Below are 24,764 nucleotides of genomic sequence, written 5' to 3' on the forward strand. Positions count from 1 at the left end.
GAGGATAGCGAAGCTTGGCAGCTTGCTGCCTAGCGCAGCTTGGAGAGGGGTAGAGCGGAGCGCAGCTCCGCGCGGCTGCTGCGCAGCCGCACCCCCTCACCCAGCTCCGACTAAGGCTCTTCGAGCCTAAGTCTGCGCAACCAGTGCGAGGTCGATCATGCCCCGCATGATCGAGGATCGCGCGGGGCGCGATCCGACCTCGCACTCCCCTTTCAGGGGGCGAGGGAAGATAGAGGCTGAATGTCGATCCGTCCCAGGCGCAAAAAAACCGCCGGCACGTACAAGACGCGCCGGCGGCGAGACGGGGGAGCGGAGGGGCTCAGAACTTCGCGGTCAGCCCGACGAAGATCATGCGGCCGAGCGGATCATAGACGCCCGGATAGGTGTTGCCGTTGCCGAAGGAGCTGAGCAGCCCCTGGGCGATCGCGGGCGGATCCTTGTCGAACAGATTGTTGATGCCCGCGCGCAGCGTGAAGTCCTCGAACACGTCCACCGTCGCGGCGAGATCGAAATAGCTATAGGCGTTGATCTTGCTGTTGAGGACGTAGGGCGTGCCTTCGAGATACTCGTTGTCGGTGTTGCTCGAGAGCTTGGCCGATCCGAAATAACGCCAGTTGAGCGACAGCGTCGCATCCGCCCAGGGCATCTGCCAGGTCGTGCGGAACTGGTGGCGCCAAGTCGGCGTCGGCTGGCCGCAGGTCGGCCCGAACAGCCCCGCGCAGTCATAGGTGCCGAGGCCCGGGAGCGGCTGCACGATATGCTTGTCGAGCCAGGTGCCGACGAGCTCGAAATTGAGCCTTCCGGCGTCGCCCAGGCCCAGCGTGTCGAGGGCGAAGGCATAGCTGGCGTTTACGTCCACGCCCGAGGTCTTGAGATAGCCAGTGTTGAGCGTTGTCGCGACGATATAGCCGTCGGTGCCGAAGATCACGCCCGTCGTCGGATCGCGGTGGAACAGGTCGCAGAAGAAGGTGTTGCCCGTCTGGATGCACTGGTTGATCGTCAGGAACGGATCGACCGAACCGATATAGCTGTTCACCTTGATGTTGTAATAATCGAGCGAGAAGGTGAGGTTGGGAATCGCCCGCGGCGTCAGAATCATGCCGACGGTATAGGTGTCGGCCTCCTCCGGCTTGAGCAGCGGATTGCCGCCGCCCTGGGTGACGCAGGTCTCGGCCGGGCATTCGGGGATGCGGCCATATTGCGCCTGGGTGACCCCGGTGAGCGCGCAGCGATCGAACGAGGCGATCGGCGTCGCGCCCGAGCACGGATCCTGGCCCTGCACGTTTCCGAGCCCGCGCGAGGCGAACAGCTCGCTGATATTGGGTGCGCGGATCGCGTGGTTGTAGCTGGCGCGGAAACGGAGATCGCGCGACGGCGCATAATCGAGCTCGACCTTATAGGTGGTCGCGCCGTAGCTGGTCACCGTGCCGTCGAGGCTGTCATTGGTATAGTCCGAATAGCGCAGGCCGGCATTGACGCTCAGCGAATGCGCGAAGGCCATGTCGGACAGGATCGGCAGTCCGAGCTCGCCATAGATTTCCTTGACCTTGATCCGGCCTTGCGATTCGAGCGTGCCCTTCTGCTGGGCGAGCTCGTCGGCGCGGAAGTCGAGCGTCTCGGTGCGCTGCTCGACGCCGATCGCGAAGCCCAGGGCCTGCGACGCCCAGGGACTGCGCACGCCGAACGCACCCAGATCGCCGCTGACGCTCGCGCTCAGCACGGTCATCTTCTGCTCGCCGCGCGTGAAGGTCGGCGCGTAGATATAGTCGTAGACCGAGGGATCGATATTGCCCGCGCCGAACACGTCCATGGCGACGCAATCGGGGTCGGTGCCGTCGATCACCGACTTGCAGGTGGGCACGCCGTTGACGTTGACCACCTGGAGCGCGTTCTTCGCCTTGGCGGGCGAGATGTCGTTCTGGTAATTCTCGTTGAAGACCATGACCGAGCGCAGCGCGCCGACATCGTAGCGGATGCCCGGCGCGATCTCGCCGCGTACGCCGCCCTGGAAGCGATAATCGGTGTGGCGCAGATCGTCGCGCCGCGGCGCGCTGCCCTCGCCGGTCATGCGATAGCCGATGAAGGTGTTGCGGCTGGTGTCGGTGCCCGCGGCCGCGCCGCAGAGCAGGTTCGCCTGCTGCGCGCTCAGGAACGGATTGTCGCAGTTGATCGAGTAGACCTCGCCCTGGAACAGCGCTGAGGGCGCGGCCTGCGAGAAGCTCTTGTCGTCCATGAACATGAAGCTGCCGTAGAGCTCGGCCGCGGTGGCGAGCTCATAATGCGCGAAGGCGCCGGCGGTGTAGCGCTCGTCGGAGCGCTGCATATAGTTGGTCGGCGCGTAATTGTAGCGGAACGCGCTGGTGTACGGCACCCAGGTCTTCGCGCCGTCCTTGGTGTTGTTGTAGGTGACGGGCGCGCCGGTCGTCGGATCGGCGAGCACGGTGAAGAGGCCGTATTCGTTGTTGCTCGAGCCGCCGCAGACGAAGCCGGTACGGTCGCCATTCGGATCGAGCGCGCAGGCCGAATAATCGCGCGAGCCCTGCAGGATCGGATTCACCTTGCGATAGCCGGCATAAGCAGTGACGTTGCCGCGATCGTCCGCGAAATTGGTGCCGACCGCGACGCTGACGTCGAACTTCTCGCCGTCTGCCACCGAACCTGGCGCGGTATTGTAGCCGCTGTTCGTCACCAGCTCGCGGAGCGACTGGTTGTTGTTGTTGTGCTGGTAGAAGCTGAACTGCGCATCGGCGCGGACGCCCTCCAGGTTCTTGCGCAGGATGAAGTTGACCACCCCGGAGATCGCGTCCGAGCCGTACACCGCCGAGGCGCCGCCGGTGACGACGTCGATGCGCTCGACGAGGGCGGCGGGCACGAAATTGACGTCCATCGCCTGGGTCGGCAGCAGCCGCTGTCCGTCGAGCAGCACGAGGACGCGGTTCGAACCGAGATCGCGCAGGTTGATGTTCGCGGTGCCGTCCGAGCCGTTGGAGACGTTCTCGTTGGCGTCGGCGGTGAATTGCGGGAGCCGGTTGAGCACGCTCTCGACCGTGGTGGCGCCCTGATAGCGGATCTCGGTCTCGCCGACGACGGTGATCGGGCTGTTGCTCTCTAGATTGGGCCGCGGAATGCGCGTGCCGGTGACGACGATCGGCTCGTCCTCCGATGCGGCGGGCGCGTCCTGCGCGACTGTGGTGTCCTGCGCATAAGCGGGCGACGCGAGCGCGATGACGAGGGCTGCGGCACTGACGCCGAAGCCGCTACTGCGGATTTTGACCATGGTTAACCTCCCTGCTTCCCCATTTCGCAGGATGGAAACATGCTCGTCACAAAGTGTCAAATATTTTATACGATCTACAATATACGATGAGGCTGGTCCGACCTGGTTTTGGGATCGGCCGCAGGCGTAAGGCGCGTCCAGAGGTGTCCTTCCTCGTCACCCCGGCCTTGTGCCGGGGTCCACCTTGCAGGCAGGGAATTGGCTGGAGGTCTTTGCGGGGACGTCTCCGCAAGCATCGTCAGTTTCTCGTTGGATGGAGATGTGGACCCCGGCACAAGGCCGGGGTGACGACGGGTGAGTCACCGAGCGTGCTCCCCCCAAAAATGTCGGCGGCTCGTCACTTTTTGCCGGCCGGTACTCCTTTGTAGTCCGGCGGCTGACCCGGTTCGCAATTCCAAGTCCGCGAATGCGAAGTAAGTTCGCGCATCGCCCCTAGCGATGGAGATGCCGCGTGAGTCGAGCCGTTCGATGCATTGCCGCGGGCGCGTTGGCGATGCTCGCGCTCGCCGGCTGCTCCGAGGGCGAGGGCGGCAAGAGCAAGGGGAGGCAGCTCCTCAACGTATCCTATGATCCGACTCGGGAGCTCTATCGCGACGTGGATGCGGCGTTCGCGCGCAAATGGAAGGCCGAGCATGGCGAGGATATCAGGATCAACCTGAGCCACGGCGGCTCCGGCAAGCAATCGCGCGCAGTGATCGACGGGCTCGAAGCCGATGTGGTGACGCTCGCGCTGGCCTATGACGTGGACGCGATTGCCGAACGAACGAACAAGCTCTCCAAGGACTGGCAGCGCGCGCTTCCGGACAACAGCGCGCCCTATACCTCGACGATCGTCTTCCTCGTGCGCAAGGGCAATCCCAAGGCGATCCGCGACTGGGGCGACCTGGTGAAATCGGGGGTGAAGGTGATCACGCCGAATCCCAAGACCAGCGGCGGCGCGCGCTGGAACTTCCTGGCGGCATGGGCCTATGGCCGCGGCCTGGGCCGGTCCGAGGCGGGCGCCGAAGACTTCGTCCGGCGCCTCTACGCCAATGTCCCCGTCCTCGATTCGGGCGCTCGCGGCGCGACGACGACCTTCGCCGAGCGCGGCATCGGCGACGTGCTGATCGCCTGGGAGAACGAGGCCTTCCTGGCCAAGAAGGAGCTCGGCGCGGGCGGTTTCGAGATCGTGATCCCGTCGATCTCGATCCTGGCCGAGCCGCCGGTGGCCGTGATCGACGGCAACGCGCAGAGGCATAAGACGGCGGATCTCGCCGCGGCCTATCTGCGCTATCTCTACACCCCCGAGGGGCAGGAGATCATCGCGCGCAACCATTATCGGCCGCGCGATCCCCAGGTCGCGGCGAAATATGCCGGGACCTTCCCGACGCTCAAGCTCGCCACCGTCGACAAGGATTTCGGCGGGTGGCGCGCCGCGCAGGCGCGCTTCTTTGCCGACGGCGCGCTGTTCGACCGCGTCTTCGCCGATACCAAGCGATGAGCGTATCCGCCGCTATCCCGCATCCGGCGCGGCGCAACACGATCATCCCGGGCTTCGGCCTGACTTTCGGGTTCACGTTGACCTGGCTGTGCCTGATCGTGCTCATCCCGCTCAGCGCCGTGTTCATACGCGCCGCCGGGCTCGGCTGGTCGGGCTTCATGGAGGTCGGGCTCTCGCCGCGCGCGCTCGCCGCCTATCGCCTGAGCTTCGGGGCAGCGCTGCTCGCGGCCGCGGTCAATGCGGTATTCGGCTTCCTCGTCGCCTGGATCCTCGTGCGCGGCGACTTTCCCGGCAAGCGCGTGGTCAGCGCGATCGTCGACCTTCCGCTGGCGCTGCCGACCGCGGTGGCGGGCATCGCGCTCACCGCGCTCTACGCGCCGAACGGGTGGATCGGATCGCTGCTGGAGCCGCTCGGCCTCAAAGTGTCCTACACGCCGACCGGCGTTGCCGTCGCACTGGTCTTCATCGGCCTGCCGTTCGTCGTGCGCTCGGTGGAGCCGGTGCTGGCCGACCTCAGCGTCGACGTGGAAGAGGCCGCCGCGTCGCTCGGCGCGACGCCGTTCCAGACGTTCCGCCGCGTGATCCTTCCCGCCACCATGCCGGCCTTGCTGACCGGCTTCGCGCTCGCCTTCGCGCGGGGAGTCGGCGAATATGGCTCGGTGATCTTCATCGCGGGCAACATGCCGTACGTGTCGGAGATCGCGCCTTTGCTCATCGTCACGCAACTCGAGCAGTATAATTATGCGGGCGCGACGGCGATCGCGGTGGTGATGCTGCTCGCCTCCTTCCTGGTGCTCCTGCTGATCAACCTGATCCAGGTCTGGGCGCGCCGCAGGATGACCGACTGATGCGCGGGCGATCTGGATGGAGCCTCGTGCTGCTCGCCATAGGGTTCGGCTATCTTGGGCTGTTCCTGCTCGTGCCGCTCGTCGCAGTGTTCGCCGAGGCGTTGTCGGCAGGGGTGGGCGCCTATATGGACTCGATCCGCGATGCCGACGTCTGGTCGGCGATCCGCCTGACATTGCTGGTCGCGGCGATCGCGGTTCCGCTCAACCTGCTCTTCGGGGTCTCGGCGGCCTGGGCGATCACCAAGTTCGAGTTCCCGGGCAAGAGCATCCTCGTCACGCTGATCGACTTGCCCTTCTCCGTCTCGCCGGTCGTGTCAGGGCTGGTGTTCGTGCTGCTGTTCGGCGCGCAGGGCTGGTTCGGGCCGTGGCTCCAGGCGCACAATGTCGAGATCATCTTCGCGGTGCCCGGCATCGTGCTCGCGACCGTGTTCATCACCTTTCCCTTCATCGCGCGCGAGCTCATCCCGCTGATGGCCGAACAGGGCAGGGCGGACGAGGAGGCGGCGCTGTCGCTGGGCGCGAATGGCTGGCAGACCTTCTGGCACGTGACGCTGCCGAACATCCGCTGGGGGCTGCTGTACGGCGTGCTGCTCTGCAACGCGCGCGCGATGGGGGAGTTCGGCGCGGTGTCGGTCGTCTCGGGGCATATCCGGGGAAAGACCAACACCATGCCGCTGCACGTCGAGATATTGTACAATGAATACAACTTCGTGGCGGCCTATGCCGTGGCGTCGCTGCTCGCTTTGCTGGCGCTGGTGACCCTGGTGCTCAAGAGCGTGCTCGAATGGCGCTACGGGCTGGACGGGAGGGCGGGGCATTGAGCATCTCCCTCAAGCGAGTCACCAAGACCTACGGGGACTATCCCGCGATCCGCGACATCAGCCTCGAGGCCGAACCACGCGAGTTCCTCGCGCTGCTCGGGCCGTCGGGCTCGGGCAAGACGACCCTGCTGCGGATCATGGCGGGGCTGGAGTTCGCCGAGCAGGGCGTGGTGTGCTTCGACGGCGAGGACATCACGGCGCTGAGCGTGGCCGAGCGCGGCGTCGGCTTCGTCTTCCAGCACTACGCCTTGTTCAAGCACATGACCGTCGCGGACAATATCGCCTTCGGGCTGTCGGTGCGGAAGCGGCGCGCGCGCCCGTCGCGGAACGCGATCGCGGCGAAGGTCGCGGAGCTGCTCGACCTCGTCCAGCTGGGCGGGCTCGGCAAGCGCTATCCGGCGCAGCTGTCGGGCGGGCAGCGGCAGCGCGTAGCGCTGGCGCGGGCGCTGGCGGTGGAGCCGAGGCTGCTGCTGCTCGACGAGCCCTTCGGCGCGCTGGACGCCAAGGTCCGCAAGGAGCTGCGGCGCTGGCTGCGCGACTTGCACGGGCGGATGGGGCTGACCTCGATCTTCGTCACGCACGACCAGGACGAGGCGCTCGAGCTTGCCGACCGGGTGGTGGTGATGAGCAGCGGCCGGATCGAGCAGATCGCGCCGCCGAGGGAGATATACGAGGCGCCGGCCAATGCGTTCGTGTTCGATTTCGTGGGCGAATCCAATCGCCTGCCGGTGCGGATCGAGAATGGGGAAGTGCGTTTTCGGGATGTCCGCGTGCCAGTCGCGCCGCCGGCGGGGATGATGGGCACCGCTTTGCTCTATTTCCGCCCGCACGACGCGGAGATCGTGCCCGCAGGCGAAGGAATCTCCGCCATCGTATCGGGTATCCGGCCCCGCAACGGCCATATGCGCGTCGAGTTCAGGGTCGAGGGGCTGGAGCGCATCCTGGAGATCGACATGGACCGGGAGATGCGGATCGAGGCCGGCCAGGCCATCTCCATCAGGCCGGTGCGCGGCAGCATCTTCCCGGCGCCCGAGACGCCCTGATCAGGTGCGCGCCTCTCCGGCGACCATCGAGGCGAGGCCGAGCTTCAGGTCGCGCGGGCTGTAGCCGAGGCTTCGCATCCGAGCGATGCAGAGCGCGGGAAAGCCCGGATCGCCATCCCCCGCCTCGGGCTCCACATGGATCAGCGATCTGCTCACGCCGGTCTCGGACGCCAACATCCGCGCCAGATCGAGGATCGAGGTCCGTACGCCGCTTCCGACGTTGAACGGCTCGTCATAGGTCCCGTCGGTCACCAGCATCAGCGCCGCCACGACATCGTCGACATGCACGAAGTCCGCACTGAAGCGGCCGCCGTCCTGTAGCGCGACGGGGAGGGCCGAAGCGAAGGCGCCGGCGAGCGCGGCCACGGCGCCCGCCCGCTGGCCCGGACCATAGACCGAACCGAGCCGCAATGTCGCGAGCGGCAGCCCGGCGGGCCCGCATGCTTCGCGGGCATAGACTTCCTGCAGGATCTTGGAGCCGAGATAATAGCCGCGGCTGCGCGGGAACATGGCGGCGGTCTCCGTCGGCGCCGCTTCCCAGCCCGCATAGGCGTTGGCGCTCGTCGTCTGGACGAACCGGCGAACCCCCGCCTCGATGGCCGCCCGGACGAGCCGCAGCGTGCCGAGCGCATTCGCACGCCAGCAGCGTTCGGCTTCGTCCGGGTCGATATGATCGGCGGGAATATGCGCGGCCAGATGCACCAGGGCCTCGCAACCCTCGAGCACCGCCGCGTCGACCTTGTCCTGCAACAGATCGAACGACCGGACATCGTCCGACGTATCGGCCGGGTCGGGCCGGCGCGCCAGGCGGCGAACGCGATAGCCGTGCGCGCGCGCGGCTTCGACGAAGCGGCGCCCGATGAAGCCGCTGCTGCCGGTGACCGCGAGGAGGGGGCGCTGGATCACGACACGCTATCGATGCGCGCCTGGGGCACGAACAGCTCGTCGAGGAAGCGCAGGATGACCCCGGGCGTCGGAACGGGCTGCCGGACGGGTTCGCCGAGCAGCAGCTTGCGGATACACATCTCGACTTCGTTGAAGCCGACCATCGCGCGCATCGGCGTGGTGCCGGAGAAACGCGCGTTGATCTCGAAGACGCGGGGAACGCCGTCGGCATCGATACGGAACTGGAAATTGGCGGGGCCGTGCGGCTGCAGCGCGGCGCCGAACTCCCGAACCGCGGCGTTCAGCGTGGGATAGTCCTCGACATAGGCGCGGTAGGTATTCCCGTCGCGAAGATCGCGCCGCATGACGATCGAGGCCTGGGGCTCGCCATCGAAGACCAGCACGCTGGCCGTATATTCGCTGTCGCCGTCGCCCACGCATTCCTGCACGACCAGCCCGGTGCGTCCCACCAGCGCGCGTTCGAGCGAGTCGTGGTCCTCCACGATCGAGACGCCCACCGATCGCGCGCCGATCCTGGGTTTGACGACCAGCGGGAATCCGATCGCGGCGACGAGCCGGGCGACGGCATCGGCGTCTTCGCCACGCGCGGAGTGCGGCGGGTGGAGACCGGCCTCGGCGAAGAAGCGGGCAGTCTCGAACTTGTCGTCGGCGATCGCGATCACGCGGGGATCGCTGACGATGACATGGGTATCGAAGGCCGCCTCGAGGGCAGGACGGTTGTGCGCGAACCAGGCGAGCTCGACATCGGTGCCGACGAGCACGACATCCGGCCTTTCCCGATCGATCAGCGCGGTGATGCTTTCGCCGAACGCCGGGTCGTTCGCCATGGGGATGCGGTGCGCGCCGGCGGCCCAATACAATCCGGCCGAGAGCGGGTTCGGGTCGGCCGCCACGATCTCGCATGCCAGCGACGATTGCCGAAGCGACTTGATGATGCCCTGGCCGAGGACCGCGCCGGCGCCGGTGACCAGCGCCTTCATGCGAAGAACCCGCACAGCCGGTCCTGGGTGGGACGGGAGAGCGTCGTCGCGCGTATCGCCGCCTGGTGCGCGGCGCGATCGAAGGGCACGAACCGGGGCTGCACGTCGATCCGGTCCTCCCGCAGCTCGATCATGGCCCATTGCAGCCGCGGATCGGCGAGTTCGCGGGGCTGGCCCAAGGATCCGACGGTGAAGACGTCCGCGCCTTCGCCTTCAAATCGGCGTGCGCGATGGGTGTGCCCGAATATGCCGTAGCGATAGCCGCGTTGCACGAGCGTCCTGGCCGCGGCATCGGCGCTGGCCGTATCGGCGAGGTAGGTCCAGTCGCCGAACGCAAAGGGGTTCGCATGCGCGGCGAGCAGGGGCCCCGCCGCCCATTGTTCCTGCCAATCGAAGCCGGCCAGCGCGCCCGGCGAGATCCGTGCCGCCGTCCACTCCACCGTCTCGCGCAGCCAGTCGGGCAGGCGCGCGAGATAGTCCGGCTCCGAGGCCGTATCGAGATACATCTGATCGTGGTTGCCCGACACGAGGATCGCGCCGTCGCGCGCCACCGCCTCGTGCACCAGTTCGAGCGTTTCCGCCGGGTTCACGCCATAGGTGAGGAGGTCGCCGAGGATCAGCAGCACGTCGAAGCCTTCGGAGCGCGCATCGCGGAGCGCCGCGTCGAGCGCGGAACTCACGGAATGGATGTCGCTGAGCACCGCGATCCTCACTGCCCAAGCCCTGTCATGGTCCGGCAGCCTCTCGCCGTGAAGGTAGCGATATCATGCGTATCGGCGATTCACACGAACCTCCCGGATAATATCCGAAATCGCCAATGGCGCGGGCATTCAGCAGACGGCCGGCGCGCTTGCGAAGCGTAGTCCTGCCGAGACATCGCGATACAGCGCCAGATGCTCGGTCGCGCAGGTGTCGATCGAGAATCGCTTGGCGGAAGCGAGCGCGCCTTCGGAAAGCGCGGCATAGAGCCGGTCGTCGCTCAGCACGGCCGCCATCGCCGCTGCCATCGCCCTGGGATCCGAAGCGGGGACGAGCTCGCCGTTACGGCCGGGCAGGACCATTTCGCAATTGCCGGCGACATTGGTGGCGACGATCGGCAGGCCGCTCATCAGCGCCTCGATCATCGCGATCGAGAAGCCTTCCCAGAGCGACGAACTCGCATAGAGGTCCGCCTGGCGCATCAGGGCCGGAATGTCGCTCCTGACGCCGAGCAGTTCTACCAGATCCTCGGCGCCTTCCTCCCGCACCAGGGCCTGCAACCCCTCCATTTCCTCCCCGCCGCCCGCGATGCAGATGCGGGGACGGCGCCCCTGCGGCGCCAGCAGCGCGACGAGCGGGCGGGCGGCGCGGATCAGCGTAGGATAGTCCTTCTGCCGCGATATGGTTCCGACCGCGAGGATGACCGGATCCCGGGAGGGCGCGCCGCGCGGGGCCGTCGCCTGAAAATGCGGGCTGGCCGCGTTCATGATCCTGCGGATCGGCCGCGCGGCGTGTGCGGCGGTCGCCGCTTCGCACTGGTCGCTGATCGCCACATAGCTCGCGACCACCCGATCGAAGAGACGGAACGCCCAGGGCGGGAAGGAGAGGCGGCTGTTGTGATGCGTCAGCACAACCGGCGAGCCAGGCCGCGCCATGGCGACCGCGGGCAATGCGGCTGCGGTATGCGCATGGATCACGTCCGGGGGAAACTCGCGCAGCGTGCGTCGCAGCCTGATTCCGGCCGCGGCCACGTTGCGGCGGTTGCGCAGGCCCAGCGAGCGGGCGGTGACGCCGCTCCCCTCCAGCCGCTCGATCAACGCGCGCTCCATCGCCGGATCGTTGCCGACCTGCGCCGCGTCGCTCAGGGCGAGCACCATGGTCTCGTGCCCGCGGGCGCTGAAAGCCTCCGCCAGATTGGCGACGAGCATCTCGGCTCCCCCGGAGGTGAAGCTCGTGATGATCAGGCAGATGCGCATGCCTAGGCTTGGGTGGGCGAGAGCAGGGCCGGAGTGGGATCGTTCCCGTTGGTGCGCAGACCGTTGCCGAGATCGAGGCCGGTTGCCGCCAGAAGTGCGCGTGCCTCCGGGGTCAGGCGTTGCCGACACTGCGCGACGATCCACGCCGCCTCCGCAGCGCTTAGCCATTCGCCGAACCCGCCGGCCTTGCCGCTGCGCATCCGGAGGCTCAGCGTGTCGCTTCGGTCGTAATCATGCCCCGGTATGCCCTGGTCGCGTTCCTTGGCCCGCATCCGATCGAACTGCGCCGCCTCGATCGCCCGCTGCATCGCGTCCTCGCGAAGTTCGGCGCCGAGGAAGTCGAGGATGGCGGCGACGACCGTAGCCGGCTCGCTCAGCATGAGCTCGTAGCTGATCAGGAGGTGCGGACGTCCGTCCAGGCCCTCCGCCCAGCCGTTCAGGAACCGCGTCAGCGCCGGCAGGCCATAGGTCGCATCGTCGAGGAAGGCACCGATGTCTCCGGAAAACACCTTCTTGTGGCGCGTGGCGTGAAAATAGGCCGACACGATGACGTCGCGCGGATCGCGCACGAGAAAGATGGCGGGCCGGTCGAGGAAGAGCCCGCTCTTGTACTCGAGGTGGCTGACCAGGACGAGCGGCATGCGATCGCGACGGGATTCGCCCGCAAATGCGCCGATCCCCCGGACCGGATCGAGATCGAAGTTCGGCAGCACCCGGAACATCGTCTCGAGGTCGGGCTGGAAGCCCAGCTCCGCCAGCTCGGCGAAATAGCAGGAGAGCAGATAGCGCAGCCAGGTCCGCCCGCTCTTGGGATAAGAGACGAGGAAGGCATCGGCGCGCTTCGCGGCAACGGACAGTTGCGGCTCGTCGCGCCAGCGCCGCCGCACTGAGCGGACGATCTTCCTGAGGGGCATATTGTTCATCGCTCCACCTTCCGCCGCGTCATTTCCAACACTTCGCCGATCGCGGCCTGCCACTCGCCGATGACCCTTTCGGGCGTGAAGTGGCGCATCCGCTCGGCGGCCGCCTTGCCGATTGCCTCGCGCGCGGCGTGGTCGCTGCACAGGTCGACGAGCGCGGCGGCGAGCGCATCCACGTCGCCATTGGGGACTAGGATGCCGCTGCGATCCCGCTCGATCATTTCCGCCGGGCCCCATTCGCAGTCGAAGGAAATGACGGGCAGTCCCGCGGCCATCGCCTCGCCGACGACCAGGCCCCAGCCTTCGAAGCGGGACGAGAGGACGAACAGGTCGGTATGCGCGATCCATTCGCCGGGGCGGCCGGTCACGCCCGGCATCTCGACCCGCGCAGCGAGGCCGAGCCGGTCGCGCTGCGCCTCCAGCGCCGCCCGGTCCGGGCCTTCTCCCCACAGCACGAGTTTCCATTCGGGGATCGCGTCCCTGGCCTTGGCGAAGGCCTCCAGCAGCAGATCGAAGCCCTTTTGCGGGACCAGCCGGCCCACGGCGGCGATGGTGCGTCCGTCCGATCGCGGTTCGGGAAGGTCCGCCGGCGCGGTCGCGGGATTGGGGATCACCCAGGTCCGGGGCGGCACCGCGTCGCCGAAATAGCGCATCGCGCCGGCGGTCATGGTGACGAACCCGTCCGCGCGCGGATAGGACCAGCGGCGCAGGGCGCCCCAGACGGGGCCCACCGTCTGGAGGGCAGGGTTGTTACGCTCCGAGACGATGATCGGGATGCCGAGGCCCCGGGCGGCGATCACCGACAGGATGTTTGTGCGCGTCAGGAAACTGACGACGAGGTCAGGCCGGAGCAAACGAAAGGCCTGACGCAGGGCGTTCTTCCTGGCGCGCACGGCACCGATCGCGGAGAGGGCGCCGCGCGGTGCGGATTTCAATCCGAGGGGAAGGATGCGGACGGCGGGATGGTGCGCGTAATAGGGCACGGTCTCGCGATGCTCAAACGCGAGCAGCGAGACGGTCCAGCCCTGTGCCGCGAAATGGTTGCAGAGCAGGCTGACGATATGCTCGGAGCCGCCCGCGCCGAGGCCCTGCAGGACGAAGGCGATATGCGGCGCCTTGCCGGCCGGCTTCGGGGGGACGGCAGGCGCAGGGCTCGCCGGCTCGGCGGCTCCGGCCAGTTCCTCCGCCAGCGCGGCCGAGGCGCGATCGTACCTCAATAGTGGAACTTCAGCGTGATCGCGGTGCGGAAGCGCGAGAATTCGTCGAGCGGATCGGTGCTGTTGCGCCGGGTGTAGCGGATGTCGCCCGCGAGGATCAGCCGGCGGTTGATCAGATATTCGAGCTCGGCGGTGGCGCCGTATATGTCCTGGACCTGGCCGCTGCCGAAGAAGCGGCTGCGGCGGTAGATCAGCCCCGCCTGCGCGCGCAGATTGTGGCGGATCTCCTGCTGGATGCCGAGCCGTACGCGGATGTCCTCGCGGGAACGGGCGCCGGCCTGATAGGTCGCGACATTGCCGACGAAAGCGTCGAGCGTGAAGGCCGTGCGCGGGAGCGGCTGGAAGATGACGCTGGCCTGCGCCGAGGGGCCCGTCCGTGCGTCGAGTCGCGCGTCGACCGGGTCGAAATGGTAGATGCCGAACGCTAGCTCACCGCGTATCGTCCCGCCGGGATCGATCGCCGCGCCGATGCGAGCGCCATAGGTGTTGGAATCGCGATCGAGGCCGCTCTCGCCGACGGTGGGCGCGAAGTCGCGCTTGTTCACGAAGCCTTCGACGAATCCGTTGATGAGCGGCGACACGCGATACTTGCCGCGCGCGGTCACGGCGTAGCTCTTGAGGTTGCGGTTGCGGTCGACAGGGTCGGTGTAGCGGAAGATCTCCGCCGTCCCGCGCAGGGTGAAGCCGAGGCGGGGACCGTCGTGGCTGTAGGAGAGGTCGGCATCGAAATTGTCGAACTTGCGGGGGCCGAGCGAGGGCAGGGTCCGCGCTTCCGGCTCGCCGCGATCCTCGATGCCGCGCTGCCATCCACTGAGCAGGACCAATTTGTCGGCGAGGCTGAAGGCCCAGGCGAGGGCGGTGCGTACCTGGCCGCCGGCCGCGCTCTCGCTGTCGTGCTTGAAATACTGCCGGAAATTGCCCTCGGCGCGGACGGAGACGTCGAGCGTCGAACCGCTATGCTTCAGCGCGACATAGGGCCGCAGGATGAGCTTGGTGTCCGCGTCCTCGCCATAGGCCTGGGCGAAGATGTTGCTGTCATATTCGATCCGTGCGGTTCCGCCGATCTCGAGCTTGCCGCCGCCGAAGGGTAGCTCGGTCGGCGCGAACACGTCCGCGGGGAGATCGAGGACCGGGGTGGATTCCGGGATCTCCTGCGCACGCGCCGCCGTGGCGGGGAGCATGCCGCACAGCAGCAGGACGGCCGACCATCCGCGCCGGTCGAGCTTTCTCAGAACCACTTTTCGTGGACCCGTACGGTGTCGCCTGGCTGGATCATGTCGGCGGGCGTCGCCTTGCCCACCACCGGCCGGCCGTTGACGGTCCGCGTGATCTCGACCGCGTCCTGCTGCGCGCGGAAGGTATAGCCCCCGGCGACCGATATCGCCGCGAGCACCGACATGCCGGCGCGGTATTGATATTCGCCCGGCGTCTTGACCTCGCCCAGTATGTAGACGGGCCGCAGTCGCACCGGCTGGACGCTGACGGTGGGGGCGTTGAGCAGCTGGCGCTGCGCCAATTGCGTGGCGATGCTCTGCTGGAGTTCGGGCACCGTCTGGCCGCCCGCATCGACGTCCCCCAGCAGCGGCAGCGACAATTGACCGCGATCGTTGATCACATAGGTCACGTTCGTCGCCTCGGCGGCGGTCAGGCCGGGGATCAGCACACGGACCTCGTCGCCCGCGCCGAGCCGATAGGCCGCGATCGGCGCCGGTGGCAGGTTGTCGAGGCTCGAAAGGCCGCTCGAGCACGCCGCCGTCGTAGCCGTCAGGGTAAGCGCGACCGCATGAAGGAACCCAGTTCGCATCTGCCTCACTCCCTCAGAGTTGCACGAACTCTATGCTTCCGGGCCCGATTCCGGTGTGGCAATTCCGGCTCGGAACAGGCGAAAACGGACGACTGGAATCCTCTCTTGGGGAATCTCGTGGCGAGGACGGGATGTCAGGCAGCGATCCGCCGGCTGGCGCGCCAGTGCGAGAGATCGCGATCGATCATCGCCTCGAGCCGGGCGATGTCCGCAGCATAATAGTCCGCCATCTGGCGGCGCGTGGCGTCGCTCAGCGGCGGGTACTGGATCTCGCGCGCGAACATGCGCCGCACGCCTTCGAACACCGGCTTGCCGCGCAGCGGACGGGCGGCCTCCTTGAGGGGCGCCAGCGCGGTGCGGACAGGCAACGGAAGGAACTGCGCGCTGCTGTCGTTGCGCGGCGCGGTGCCCACTTCGTCCGAGAAGTGATAGGGCGCGCCGATATGCTCGCATACCGTGGCGACCACCTGCGCAGGTTGCGACTTCACGTCTTCGAACAGCAGGACGCGGATCTGCTCGCGATCGAAATGCTCCAGCCAGCGGGAGAGGTGTTCGGCATAGAGCCCGTCGCGGAGGAAGCGATGGTGGCGCGTCGCGCCCGAATGCAGATAAGCCTCGGGCGGCCCGGTGACGGTGCCGCGACGGTAGAGCATCTTGTAGTCGGAATAAGCGCGGTCGACCGGGTTGCGGAGCTGGAGGACCAGCCTCGCGCCGGGCATGATCCTGGCCAGGCGCCCCGGCGCCGCGGGATGCGCGAAATAATCGGCGGACTTCTCGCCCAATATCTGTTCCGGACGCGCCGCGTGGAACAGCCGCCGGTAATGATCGATCCCGCGATGATGGTCCTGGCTGAAGAAATGGGGTTCGGGGCCGGGGAGGAAGATCGCGGGGTTCGCCTGGAGCTGATTGTGGATCCACGTCGTCGCGGCCTTGACGGCGCCGATGATCACGAACCTGGGCAAACGGGCGTCGGCGGTCATTGGGCGAATTCCTTCGATGTTGCGGCTTGCTCGGCGAGTGCGATGCGCAGGCAGTTCGCCATGCGCCGCATATCGGCCTCGTCGAGGAGGTGATCGACCGGGAAGGCGATCGTACGGCGGCCGATCTCCGCCGCTACCGAGAGATTGTTGGCGCGGCGCAGGTCGAGACCGTCGAACGCGGCTTCCCGCGACATGTCGGCGCAGGATCCGCTGCCGACCGGCATCCCCATCTGCACCATCCGGTCGATCAGCGGGGCGGCGCTCCCGCCGGGCAGCGCCTCCGGGGCTATGGACAGGTACAGGCGATAGAAAGCGTGGCTCACATGCGCCGGTATGTGCGGCAGCTCGACGCCCGGCGCGTCGTGCAATTCGGCGAGGAGCGCCTCGGCGTTGCGGCGGCGCAGGGCGAGCCAGCGCGGCAGCTTCGCCAGCTGGCATCGCCCGATCGCCGCCTGCATCTCGGTCATCCGCCAGTTGGTGCCGAAGCTGTCATGGACGTAGCGGAAGCCGCTGCCCGGTGCGTGCGCGAAGATCTTCTCGGGATTCTTGCCGTGATCCTTGAACGCCCAGGCGCGCGCCCAGTGATCACGGTCCTTGAGCAGCACCATCCCGCCTTCGCCGCCGGTCGACATGATCTTGTCGGTGCAGAAGGAGAAAGCCGCGGCATGGCCGAAGCTGCCCACCCTGCGTCCGCGAAACGCGGCGCCATGGGCCTGCGCGCAATCCTCGATCAGCCAAAGACCCGCATCGCGGGCGAGCGCCGTCAGCCCGGCCATGTCGCAGGGCCAGCCTGCCAGATGCACACACAGGATCGCGCGCGTGCGATCCCCCACCAGCGAGCGGACCGACTCCAGGTCGATCGTCTGGCTCACCGGATCGATGTCGGCGAATGCCGGCGTGGCGCCGACCGCGACGACGCTCGCCGCGGTCGCGAAGAAGCTGCGCGCGGGAACGATCACCTCGTCGCCCCGTCCAATCCCGAGCGCCCGCATCGCGAGTTCGAGGGCAGTCGTCCCGTTCGAGACCGCGATGGCATGGGGAACGCCGCAGTAGCTCGCGAACTCGCGTTCCAGCCGCCGCGTATGATCGCCATGGACGAGCGCGTTGACCCGGCCGCTGCCGAGGACGGCGGCGACTGCCTCGATCTCGTCCGCATCGTGCTGCGGCCAGCGAAGCTCCGGACGATCCAGCGGGCTGGATCGCACCGGGATCGGTACAGAAACAAGGCCTGGGATGGATGCCGGGACTATGATCTGCATCGGCTGTGCATTTGGATAAGCCATCATCCGACCACCCTTCTCAAAGGGATCACCGGGACCGAAGGTGCCCCCGGGAACAGCGTGGCGGGCTGGCTGACTCTCGCTTTGCCTCCGGATTCCTCAGCCAGCCTTCGCAAGATGTCGGCCCAGCGCGAACTGGCCGAAGCCAGGACCATCTCGTGCGTCAGGCGTGTGAGTTCCGCGGCGTCGCCCGTGGCGATGAGGCATTCCAGCTGACGGAATCCCTCTACCAGCAGCTCGAGCGGGATGGGGCTGGGCATGGCTTCGAAGATGCCCGGGATCGAACTCTCGATCTTGGACTCCGAGGTATCGAACAGCTCCTCGTACAGCTTCTCGCCAGGACGCAGGCCGATGAACTGGATCGGCACGTCGGTGCCCGGGCGGAGACCCGCCGCGCGGATCACGCGCTTGGCGATCTCGACGATCTTGACCGGCTGCCCCATGTCGAGAACGAAGATCATTCCGCGATCCGCGTCGCTCTCCAGCGCCTGCGCGCTGCTCTGAAGGATCAGGAGCACCGCTTCCTCGATGGTCATGAAGAAGCGTTCGATGTCCGGATGCGTGACGGTCACCGGCTTGCCCGCCGCGATCTGGCGGTGGAAGAGCGGGATCAGCGAACCGCTGGACCCGAGCACGTTGCCGAAGCGCACGGTGAGGAAACGCGGGCTGTCGGGATCGCAGCCCCCGATCAGGTCGAGCGCCTGGCAATAGAGCTCGCCCAGCCGCTTGGTCGCGCCCATCAGCCCGACGGGATTGACCGCCTTGTCGGTCGACACCTGGATCATCGCGATCGATTCGAACTCGCACACCAGATCGGCGACGTTGCGGGTGCCGAGCACGTTGGTGTGCACGCCCGCGCAGGGATTCGCCTCCACCATCGGCACGTGCTTGAGCGCGGCGGCGTGGAAGACGATCTCCGGACGCCGGCGTTCGAAGACCTGCCGCAAGGCGGGGCTCTGGCGCACCGAGCAGAGTTCGGGGTGGAAGGTGACGCCGGGGAAGCGTTCGCGCACCTCCAGCTCGATCGCGTAGAGATTGTATTCGGCGTGATCCAGCAGCACGATCTCGGCGGGGCCGTAGCCCGCCAGCTGGCGCACGAGCTCGCTGCCGATGGTTCCTCCGGCGCCCGTGACCAGCACGCGCTTGCCCGCAATCAGCCGCTCGACATAGCCATGCTGGATGACGACCTCGGGCCGTCCGAGCAGCTCGGCGAGCGGCATCTTCTCGATGTCGATGCGGTCGCCGTTCCCGGCCGCCCGGATCCACGGGCTGCGGAAGCGCGAGACCGTGAGCGCCTCGGCCTCCGCGAGCGCCGCGATCCTGAGCGACTGTCGGCGATCCAGCAGCGCGTGGTTTTCCTGAACCACCAGGCTGGCCGGGCGCCGTCCCGCATCGTCGAGGCGCCGGACGATTTCGGGAAGCATTTCCGGTGAGCCGAGCACGGGTATCCCGGCGATCTTCAACTTGCGCTCGCGGCCGTCGAAGGTGAGCACGCCGGCGATCTCGAGCTCGGACTGCACATCGGTGCGCACCAGTTCGATCATCGCGCACGCCCAATCGGCATCGCCGAGGAGCAGGACGCGCCGCTTGCGACGCGTGCTGCGAAACGCCTGCACTTCCTTGAGGTAATCGCGAAGCTGGCGGCGAGCGATCCGGGTTGCCAGCATCGCGACGGCCATCAGCAGCACGTGCACGACGACGAATGTCAGAAGCTCGACGCGGTAGACGCGCTGTGGAATGACGAAGGTCGCGGTTATCAGCCAGATCACCGACGAGCTGACCATCAGCGTCGCGGTAAGATAAAGAGCGTCTCCGATCGACAGGAACCGCCAGCTGCGGCGATAGGCGCCGATCAGGAAGAGCGTCGCCAGCGTCGCCACGGTGAAAGCGGTGGCGAACCACAGATCGTTCAGCATCTGCAGCGTGCGGGTGCCGGGCAGGAGCGCACGCGTCAGGCGCAGCGCGGCGAGGATGGCCAAGGCGTCCAGCGTCACGACGGCGGTGAGCCGCGCGGCCCAGAATTGCGCCGGGCTACGGAGCGCGAACGATCGCGCCAGTCCGTCGAGCCCGGCCCAAACGCGTCCGACTGCATTCGGGGGCGTCGTCGGCCTTGCGTCCGCCGTCAGGCCTGCTTCCTCCGCAACATCCGGCGCGGCTGATGCAATAGACGACATCTTGCGACGCTCCTCTCTGCCAGGACAGCGCTGCGGTTTCCGAGTGGCAGCCTGTAGAGACAGAAGGTATCCGGCGGGCGGGAGCGTCGTAATCGATCTACCGGTTACTATCCTTTATGCCTGAGGATCGCGTGACCAGAGAAGCCGCCAGCTCATTGTGGGTAGAAATCGAGCGCGCAGCCATCAAAAGCGCTCCGCTTTTCTCCGTCTGACCAAACGGGGTATCTACCGATGCGCACCGCCTCGATCCGCGTGCGCGGCTATAAGCCTTCCGAAATGCGAGCGTCGTTTCCCATGGCCCGCGGCCGAGGGAAGCCGTTCCCGAGCGCGTCCGCGATCCGCGCGTCGCGGCAGGAGGATAGTGCGCCGTGAAGATCGTGATCCTGTCGAGCCTCTCCTGGTCGCTCGTGAACTTCCGCGGTGCGTTGATCGCGCGGATGGCGGCGGAGGGGCACGACGTCGTGGCATGTGCCCCCGACGCCGAACCCGAGGTCGTCGAGACGCTTGCGCGCGCGGGCGTCCGCTTCCGGTTGACGCCGATGGCGCGAGCCGGAACCAACCCGCTGCGCGATCTCGCGACGCTGGCGGGCTATGTCGGGCTGATGCGCGCCGAGCGGCCGGACATGGTCGTCGCCTATACGCAGAAGCCCATCATCTATGGCGGCATCGCGGCGCGGCTATTCGGGCGACCGCGCTTCTACGCCATCATGAGCGGCCTGGGTTACGTGTTCAGCGACGAGGCGAGCACGCGTCGCGGGCTTCGCCGCCTGGTCTCGGCGCTCTATCGCGCAGGCGTCCGCCGCGCTCGCTGCATCTTCGTGTTCAACGGGGACGATCGCCGGTCGATGCTCGCGAACCATATCGTCGATGACCGACAGCGCGTCGTGCAGGTGCCCGGATCGGGCGTCGACGTCGGCCATTTCGCGGCCCAGCCCATGCCGGCCGGCGCGACGACCTTCCTGATGATGGGCAGGCTCATGCGCGACAAGGGCGTCGGCGAGTATGTCGCGGCGGCGCGACGGGTGCGTGCGCGCTGGCCCGGCACGCGCTTCCTGCTCCTCGGCCGCCCGGAAACGGAGAATCCGACCGGCTATGCCGCGGAGGAGATGCAGGCGTGGCAGGACGAGGGGCTCGTCGAACTGCTCGCCGAGACGCGCGACGTTCGCCCCTATCTGGCCTCGGCGCATGTCTTCGTGCTGCCTTCTTACTATCGCGAAGGCCTGCCGCGCACGATCCTGGAGGCCTTGGCGACCGGTCGGCCGGTGATCACCACCGACATGCCGGGCTGTCGCGAGCCGATTGAGGAGGGGCGCAACGGCTTTCTCGTGCCGCCACGCGACGCGGAGGCGCTGGCGGACGCGATGGAGCGGTTCCTCGAATGCCCCGCGCTGCTGCAGCCGATGGGCGAAGCGGCCCGGCAGGTGGCGGTCGATATCTATGACGTGGAGCGCGTCAATCGGCAGCTCCTCGCGGAGATGGGGGTCATCGGACCCGATCCGATGGCATCGCCGGAGGCGTCCCGGCCGGTCGACGGCACGATTGCCGCCGCCGCGTGAACCGGGCCGTCCGCCTCCAGCCCGTCCTGGCCCTGCTCGTGCTGGTGCTGATCCTGCCCATGATGCTGATCGTCGCGGGGCTGGTCGTCTGCAGCCTCGGAAGGCCGGTGCTGTTCCGGCAGATGCGCAGCGGCAAGGGCGGCACGCCGTTCCGCATGGTCAAGTTCCGCACGATGCGCGAACTGCGCGACGAAGCAGGCGACCTGCTGCCCGACGCGCTTCGCACGACCGGGGTCGGGCGTTTCCTGCGCCGTTCGCGGCTCGACGAGCTCCCGGAACTCGTGAACGTGATCGCGGGGGACATGAACCTGGTGGGGCCGCGTCCGCTCCTCCCCGAGACGATCGCCGAAATGGGGGAGGGCGGCGTGCTACGCGGCTCGGTCCGGCCGGGGCTGACCGGTCTCGCCCAGGTGAGCGGCAATACGCTCCTCGGGCGGGACGAGAAGCTCGCGCTCGACACCTGGTATGTCCGCAATCGTTCCTGGTGGCTCGATTGGCGCATCGTGCTGCGGACGGTGGCCGTCGTGATCGCGGGCGAGCGCAGGGTCGGGCTGTGACGATGCGCGCCATATTGGTCGGCGCCGTGGAGAGCAGCGCGGTCGCGCTCTCGGCTTTCGCCCGGAGCGCGGAATGGACGCTGGCAGCGGTCGTGACGCTGGACGAGGGGCTGGCGGGGCGGCATTCCGATTTCGTCGATCTCGGACCCGCGGCCGAGCGGATCGGAAGCCGGGTGATCCGCGTCGACAACATCAATCGGGACACCTCGCTCGCGGCAATCGAGGCCGTCGGCGCGGACCATGTCTTCGTGGTCGGCTGGTCGCAGATTTGCGGATCGCGCTTCCTCGATCTCGCTCCGAACCGGGTGATCGGCTACCATCCCTCGGCGCTTCCCCGCATGCGCGGGCGGGCGGCCATCCCGTGGACGATCCTGAACCAGGAGCCGATCACCGCCGGCTCGCTCTTCTGGATCGACGGCGGGACCGACACGGGCGACCTGCTCGACCAGCATTATTTCCACCTGTCGCCAGGGGAGACCGCCGCGAGCCTCTACGCCAAGCACATGGAGGCGTTGGGCATCATGCTCGATCGATCGCTGGCGTCGCTCGCACGGGGCGAGGAACCGCGACGCCGGCAGGACGAGGCATGCGCGACCTGGTGCGCGCGGCGGACGCCGGCCGACGGACGTATCGACTGGTCGGCGCCGGCCTCGGAGGTGCTCCGGCTGGTCCGCGCGGCCGGCCGGCCCTATCCGGGCGCCTCGACCAACGCCGGGTCGGCGCCGCTGACGATATGGGCGGCCGAGCCGGTCCCGGACGCGAGCCGTCACCTCGCTTCGCCGGGGCAGGTGATCGCCGTCGCGGACGACAGGTTCGTGGTCATGTGCGGTGCCCGATCGGCGGTCAGCGTCACCGAATGGGGCGCGGGCGAGCGCCGCCCCGGGCTCCACGCATTCTTGGGCAGGAGCGATTGATGCATTTCGGCCCAGGCACGCGGATCGCCGTCGTGGCGCCCCATCCGGACGACGACGTACTGGGTTGCGGCGGCACCATGATCCGTGCGGTGAAGGCCGGTGCCGAGGTCCATGTGGTTGTGGTGACCCGCGGCCGCCCTCCGCTGTTCGACGAGGGCTTTGTGGCGCAGGTCCGGGAAGAGACGCTGGCGTCGCATGCCTTTATGGGCGTCCGTCAGACGCACTTCCTCGATCTTCCTGCCGCCGCGCTCGACCAGGTTCCCCGCGCGACGCTGAACCAGGCACTGGCCGCCACGCTGGATTCGATCGCGCCCGAGCTTCTGTTCGTGCCTTTCGTCGGCGATATCCATCTCGACCATCAGATCGTCTTCAGCGCGGCGATGGTCCATGCGAGGCCGCGGTCCAGGCGATGCCCAGGCGCGGTTCTCGCCTACGAGACGCTGTCGGAGACCAATTGGCTGGCCCCGGGAATCACTCCGGGGTTCCAGCCCAACAGCTTCGTCGACATAAGCGAGACGCTCGACGCCAAGCTCGAGGCGTTCAAGATCTATTCATCACAGCAGAAAGAGAGCCCGGACGAGCGATCGCTCGAGACGATCCGCGCGCTCGCCGTCGCGCGTGGGGCAACGGTCTATCGTCACGCGGCGGAAGCCTTTGTCGCGGTGCGGCAAATTTTCTGATGCGGTCTTGCCGCTCCGTCCGACGTCTCCGGATCGGTTCGTGCGCTGGACGGTCCAAGTCGTTTCGGAACCGTTCAATTCCCATGGCGACTCGGGGAATTTGATCCGATCCGGATCAGATCAAGAAAGATACCTCGAAAGTCGTAATGTCGGTCGCCAAAAGCGCGTGAAGCCGGCAATCGCTTCTCAGAATCTCATATTCTTTCAGCGATTTAGCGAGATGTATCCAAATGTGATATTTTGCATATGCTAACAACGTGATAATAACGATCCATCAACAGAAAAAATGAGTGTCGCACGGTGTTAAAAACAGAGACATAGGACGTCTCCAGTCAGTGCCCCTATTGACCGGTTGGACGCCCACGAATTTGGGGGTACTTATGTCCGATCGTGTGAATGTACTGCTGCTTTGCCGCAATTCCATCATCCGCGAAGGCCTCAGCCGCATCCTGGCGGAGCGCGAATTCAATATCGTTCAGTCCTCCAGCTCGAGCCAAGGGCTCACGGCGAGCATCGATTGCGATGCGGATCGATCGCCGGAGCTGGTGCTGATCGACAATGGCGCGGAGGAATGCGACGCCGACCATATCGTCGAGTTGCAGGCCCGCTTCCCGCATTCGAACCTCGTCATGCTTTCCGACCGGTTCGATTTCCAGATCATGCTCAAGGCGTTCCGGCTCGGCATGCGCGCCTATATCGTCAAGGAAATCTCGTGCGACCGGCTGGTCGGCACATTGCGCCTGGTCGCCATGGGCGAACGCGTGCTGCCTTCGCAGCTCGCGGACGAGCTGCAGTCGCGGCCGGCATTCGAGAACGCGCCCGAGATGGAGCAGTCGGTCGACGCCGCCTGCCTGTCGGAGCGCGAGCGCGAGATCCTGCGCTGGCTGATCATGGGATGCCCCAACAAGGTCATCTCCCGCCGCATGGAGATCAGCGAGGCGACTGTGAAGGTTCACGTCAAGGCCGTGCTCCGCAAGCTCGGCGTCAAGAACCGAACGCAGGCCGCGATCTGGGCCGCCAATCACGGCATGCGGGGCCGCTGCTACGATATCGAGCCCGCCTCGATCGACAGCATGCCGCATCCCGCGCAATTGCCTGCCCCCGCACCGGTGGCGATCCACGTCTGAAACCCGTTCGTTGGATTGGATCGACGCATGGCGAGCGGTTTCGATAAGGTCTTCGTCGCGCGTGCGCGCGAGACGGTTCGCGCGCACGCGGGCGGGTTGCTCGTCAAGGGAACCCGACGAAGGCTGACCGCAGTCGCGCATCTGCTGTCAGGCAATTTCCTGAACGCGCTGATCATGCTGGTCAGCGTGGCGATCGCTGCCCGGTCGCTCGGCGTTGCGGCCTACGGGATCATGGTGATGGTCCT

The 24,764-nt window shown here is 67.0% G+C and carries 21 protein-coding genes and 1 pseudogene; 10 read left to right on the top strand and 12 right to left on the bottom strand.

Going from position 1 to position 24,764, the window contains the following annotated elements:
* Positions 1 to 319: 319 nt before the first annotated feature.
* Positions 320 to 3,277, bottom strand: a complete 2,958-nt coding sequence (locus MT490_RS02965; protein ID WP_297384123.1) for a TonB-dependent receptor — start codon at positions 3,275 to 3,277, stop codon at positions 320 to 322.
* A gap of 493 nt (positions 3,278 to 3,770) precedes the next feature.
* Between MT490_RS02965 and MT490_RS02970 the strand changes: the two genes are divergently transcribed.
* Genes MT490_RS02970 through MT490_RS02985 form a run of 4 tightly spaced genes read left to right on the top strand, consistent with a single transcriptional unit; the run spans position 3,771 to position 7,469 of the window.
* Positions 3,771 to 4,757, top strand: coding sequence for a sulfate ABC transporter substrate-binding protein (locus MT490_RS02970; RefSeq protein WP_297384125.1), 987 nt, complete (start codon positions 3,771 to 3,773; stop codon positions 4,755 to 4,757).
* Complete coding sequence (cysT, locus tag MT490_RS02975; RefSeq protein ID WP_297384127.1) at positions 4,754 to 5,605, top strand: sulfate ABC transporter permease subunit CysT; 852 nt, start codon at positions 4,754 to 4,756, stop codon at positions 5,603 to 5,605. The genes MT490_RS02970 and cysT overlap by 4 nt, the downstream gene beginning before the upstream one ends.
* Positions 5,605 to 6,426 (top strand): sulfate ABC transporter permease subunit CysW, encoded by an 822-nt coding sequence (gene cysW / locus MT490_RS02980; RefSeq protein WP_297384129.1) that lies wholly within the window; start codon positions 5,605 to 5,607, stop codon positions 6,424 to 6,426. The genes cysT and cysW overlap by 1 nt, the downstream gene beginning before the upstream one ends.
* Complete coding sequence (locus MT490_RS02985; RefSeq protein ID WP_297384130.1) at positions 6,423 to 7,469, top strand: sulfate/molybdate ABC transporter ATP-binding protein; 1,047 nt, start codon at positions 6,423 to 6,425, stop codon at positions 7,467 to 7,469. Before cysW ends, MT490_RS02985 begins: the two co-directional genes overlap by 4 nt.
* Here MT490_RS02985 and MT490_RS02990 read toward each other — a convergent pair whose 3' ends face one another.
* From MT490_RS02990 to MT490_RS03040, 11 genes are all read right to left on the bottom strand, one after another.
* Positions 7,470 to 8,375 (bottom strand): NAD(P)-dependent oxidoreductase, encoded by a 906-nt coding sequence (locus tag MT490_RS02990; RefSeq protein ID WP_297384132.1) that lies wholly within the window; start codon positions 8,373 to 8,375, stop codon positions 7,470 to 7,472.
* Positions 8,372 to 9,370, bottom strand: coding sequence for an ATP-grasp domain-containing protein (locus tag MT490_RS02995; RefSeq protein ID WP_297384133.1), 999 nt, complete (start codon positions 9,368 to 9,370; stop codon positions 8,372 to 8,374). Before MT490_RS02995 ends, MT490_RS02990 begins: the two co-directional genes overlap by 4 nt.
* Positions 9,352 to 10,068 carry a metallophosphoesterase family protein gene (locus MT490_RS03000; protein WP_297384135.1) on the bottom strand — a complete coding sequence of 239 codons (717 nt, stop codon included), beginning with the start codon at positions 10,066 to 10,068 and terminating at the stop codon, positions 9,352 to 9,354. Before MT490_RS03000 ends, MT490_RS02995 begins: the two co-directional genes overlap by 19 nt.
* Positions 10,069 to 10,185: 117 nt before the next feature.
* The gene (locus MT490_RS03005; protein ID WP_297384137.1) at positions 10,186 to 11,310 is read right to left on the bottom strand and encodes a glycosyltransferase; all 1,125 of its coding nucleotides are present in this window, start codon (positions 11,308 to 11,310) and stop codon (positions 10,186 to 10,188) included.
* A 2-nt stretch (positions 11,311 to 11,312) separates the two neighbouring features.
* Entirely contained in the window at positions 11,313 to 12,233 is a 921-nt protein-coding gene (locus MT490_RS03010) for a sulfotransferase domain-containing protein (protein WP_297384139.1), read from the bottom strand.
* A complete protein-coding gene (locus tag MT490_RS03015; protein ID WP_297384141.1) occupies positions 12,230 to 13,447 on the bottom strand; it encodes a glycosyltransferase family 4 protein in 1,218 nt (405 codons plus the stop codon). Before MT490_RS03015 ends, MT490_RS03010 begins: the two co-directional genes overlap by 4 nt.
* Positions 13,444 to 14,685, bottom strand: coding sequence for an outer membrane beta-barrel protein (locus tag MT490_RS03020; RefSeq protein ID WP_297384143.1), 1,242 nt, complete (start codon positions 14,683 to 14,685; stop codon positions 13,444 to 13,446). Before MT490_RS03020 ends, MT490_RS03015 begins: the two co-directional genes overlap by 4 nt.
* Complete coding sequence (locus MT490_RS03025) at positions 14,676 to 15,251, bottom strand: polysaccharide biosynthesis/export family protein (RefSeq protein ID WP_297384144.1); 576 nt, start codon at positions 15,249 to 15,251, stop codon at positions 14,676 to 14,678. The genes MT490_RS03020 and MT490_RS03025 overlap by 10 nt, the downstream gene beginning before the upstream one ends.
* A gap of 134 nt (positions 15,252 to 15,385) precedes the next feature.
* On the bottom strand, positions 15,386 to 16,231 hold the full coding sequence (locus MT490_RS03030) for a sulfotransferase (protein ID WP_297384145.1): 846 nt from the start codon (positions 16,229 to 16,231) through the stop codon (positions 15,386 to 15,388).
* Positions 16,228 to 17,436, bottom strand: coding sequence for a DegT/DnrJ/EryC1/StrS family aminotransferase (locus MT490_RS03035; protein ID WP_297384147.1), 1,209 nt, complete (start codon positions 17,434 to 17,436; stop codon positions 16,228 to 16,230). Before MT490_RS03035 ends, MT490_RS03030 begins: the two co-directional genes overlap by 4 nt.
* 77 nt (positions 17,437 to 17,513) lie before the next feature.
* Positions 17,514 to 19,685: a nucleoside-diphosphate sugar epimerase/dehydratase gene (locus MT490_RS03040; RefSeq protein WP_297384149.1), complete on the bottom strand. Its 2,172-nt coding sequence runs from the start codon at positions 19,683 to 19,685 to the stop codon at positions 17,514 to 17,516.
* A gap of 368 nt (positions 19,686 to 20,053) precedes the next feature.
* Here MT490_RS03040 and MT490_RS03045 point away from each other — a divergent pair, with 368 nt between their 5' ends.
* The 6 genes and pseudogenes from MT490_RS03045 to MT490_RS03070 all read left to right on the top strand — a co-directional run.
* Positions 20,054 to 21,241 carry a glycosyltransferase family 4 protein gene (locus MT490_RS03045; RefSeq protein WP_297384150.1) on the top strand — a complete coding sequence of 396 codons (1,188 nt, stop codon included), beginning with the start codon at positions 20,054 to 20,056 and terminating at the stop codon, positions 21,239 to 21,241.
* Positions 21,238 to 21,798, top strand: coding sequence for a sugar transferase (locus MT490_RS03050; RefSeq protein ID WP_297384152.1), 561 nt, complete (start codon positions 21,238 to 21,240; stop codon positions 21,796 to 21,798). Before MT490_RS03045 ends, MT490_RS03050 begins: the two co-directional genes overlap by 4 nt.
* Before the next feature lie 2 nt (positions 21,799 to 21,800).
* Complete coding sequence (locus MT490_RS03055; protein WP_297384157.1) at positions 21,801 to 22,712, top strand: formyltransferase family protein; 912 nt, start codon at positions 21,801 to 21,803, stop codon at positions 22,710 to 22,712.
* Positions 22,712 to 23,392: a PIG-L deacetylase family protein gene (locus tag MT490_RS03060; RefSeq protein WP_297384154.1), complete on the top strand. Its 681-nt coding sequence runs from the start codon at positions 22,712 to 22,714 to the stop codon at positions 23,390 to 23,392. Before MT490_RS03055 ends, MT490_RS03060 begins: the two co-directional genes overlap by 1 nt.
* Before the next feature lie 380 nt (positions 23,393 to 23,772).
* Entirely contained in the window at positions 23,773 to 24,519 is a 747-nt protein-coding gene (locus MT490_RS03065) for a response regulator transcription factor (protein WP_297384155.1), read from the top strand.
* Positions 24,520 to 24,546: 27 nt separating this feature from the next.
* Positions 24,547 to 24,764: pseudogene (locus MT490_RS03070) on the top strand (lipopolysaccharide biosynthesis protein); the annotation flags it as partial.

This window comes from Sphingomonas sp. (genome assembly GCF_026460985.1).
Lineage (GTDB): Bacteria > Pseudomonadota > Alphaproteobacteria > Sphingomonadales > Sphingomonadaceae > Sphingomonas.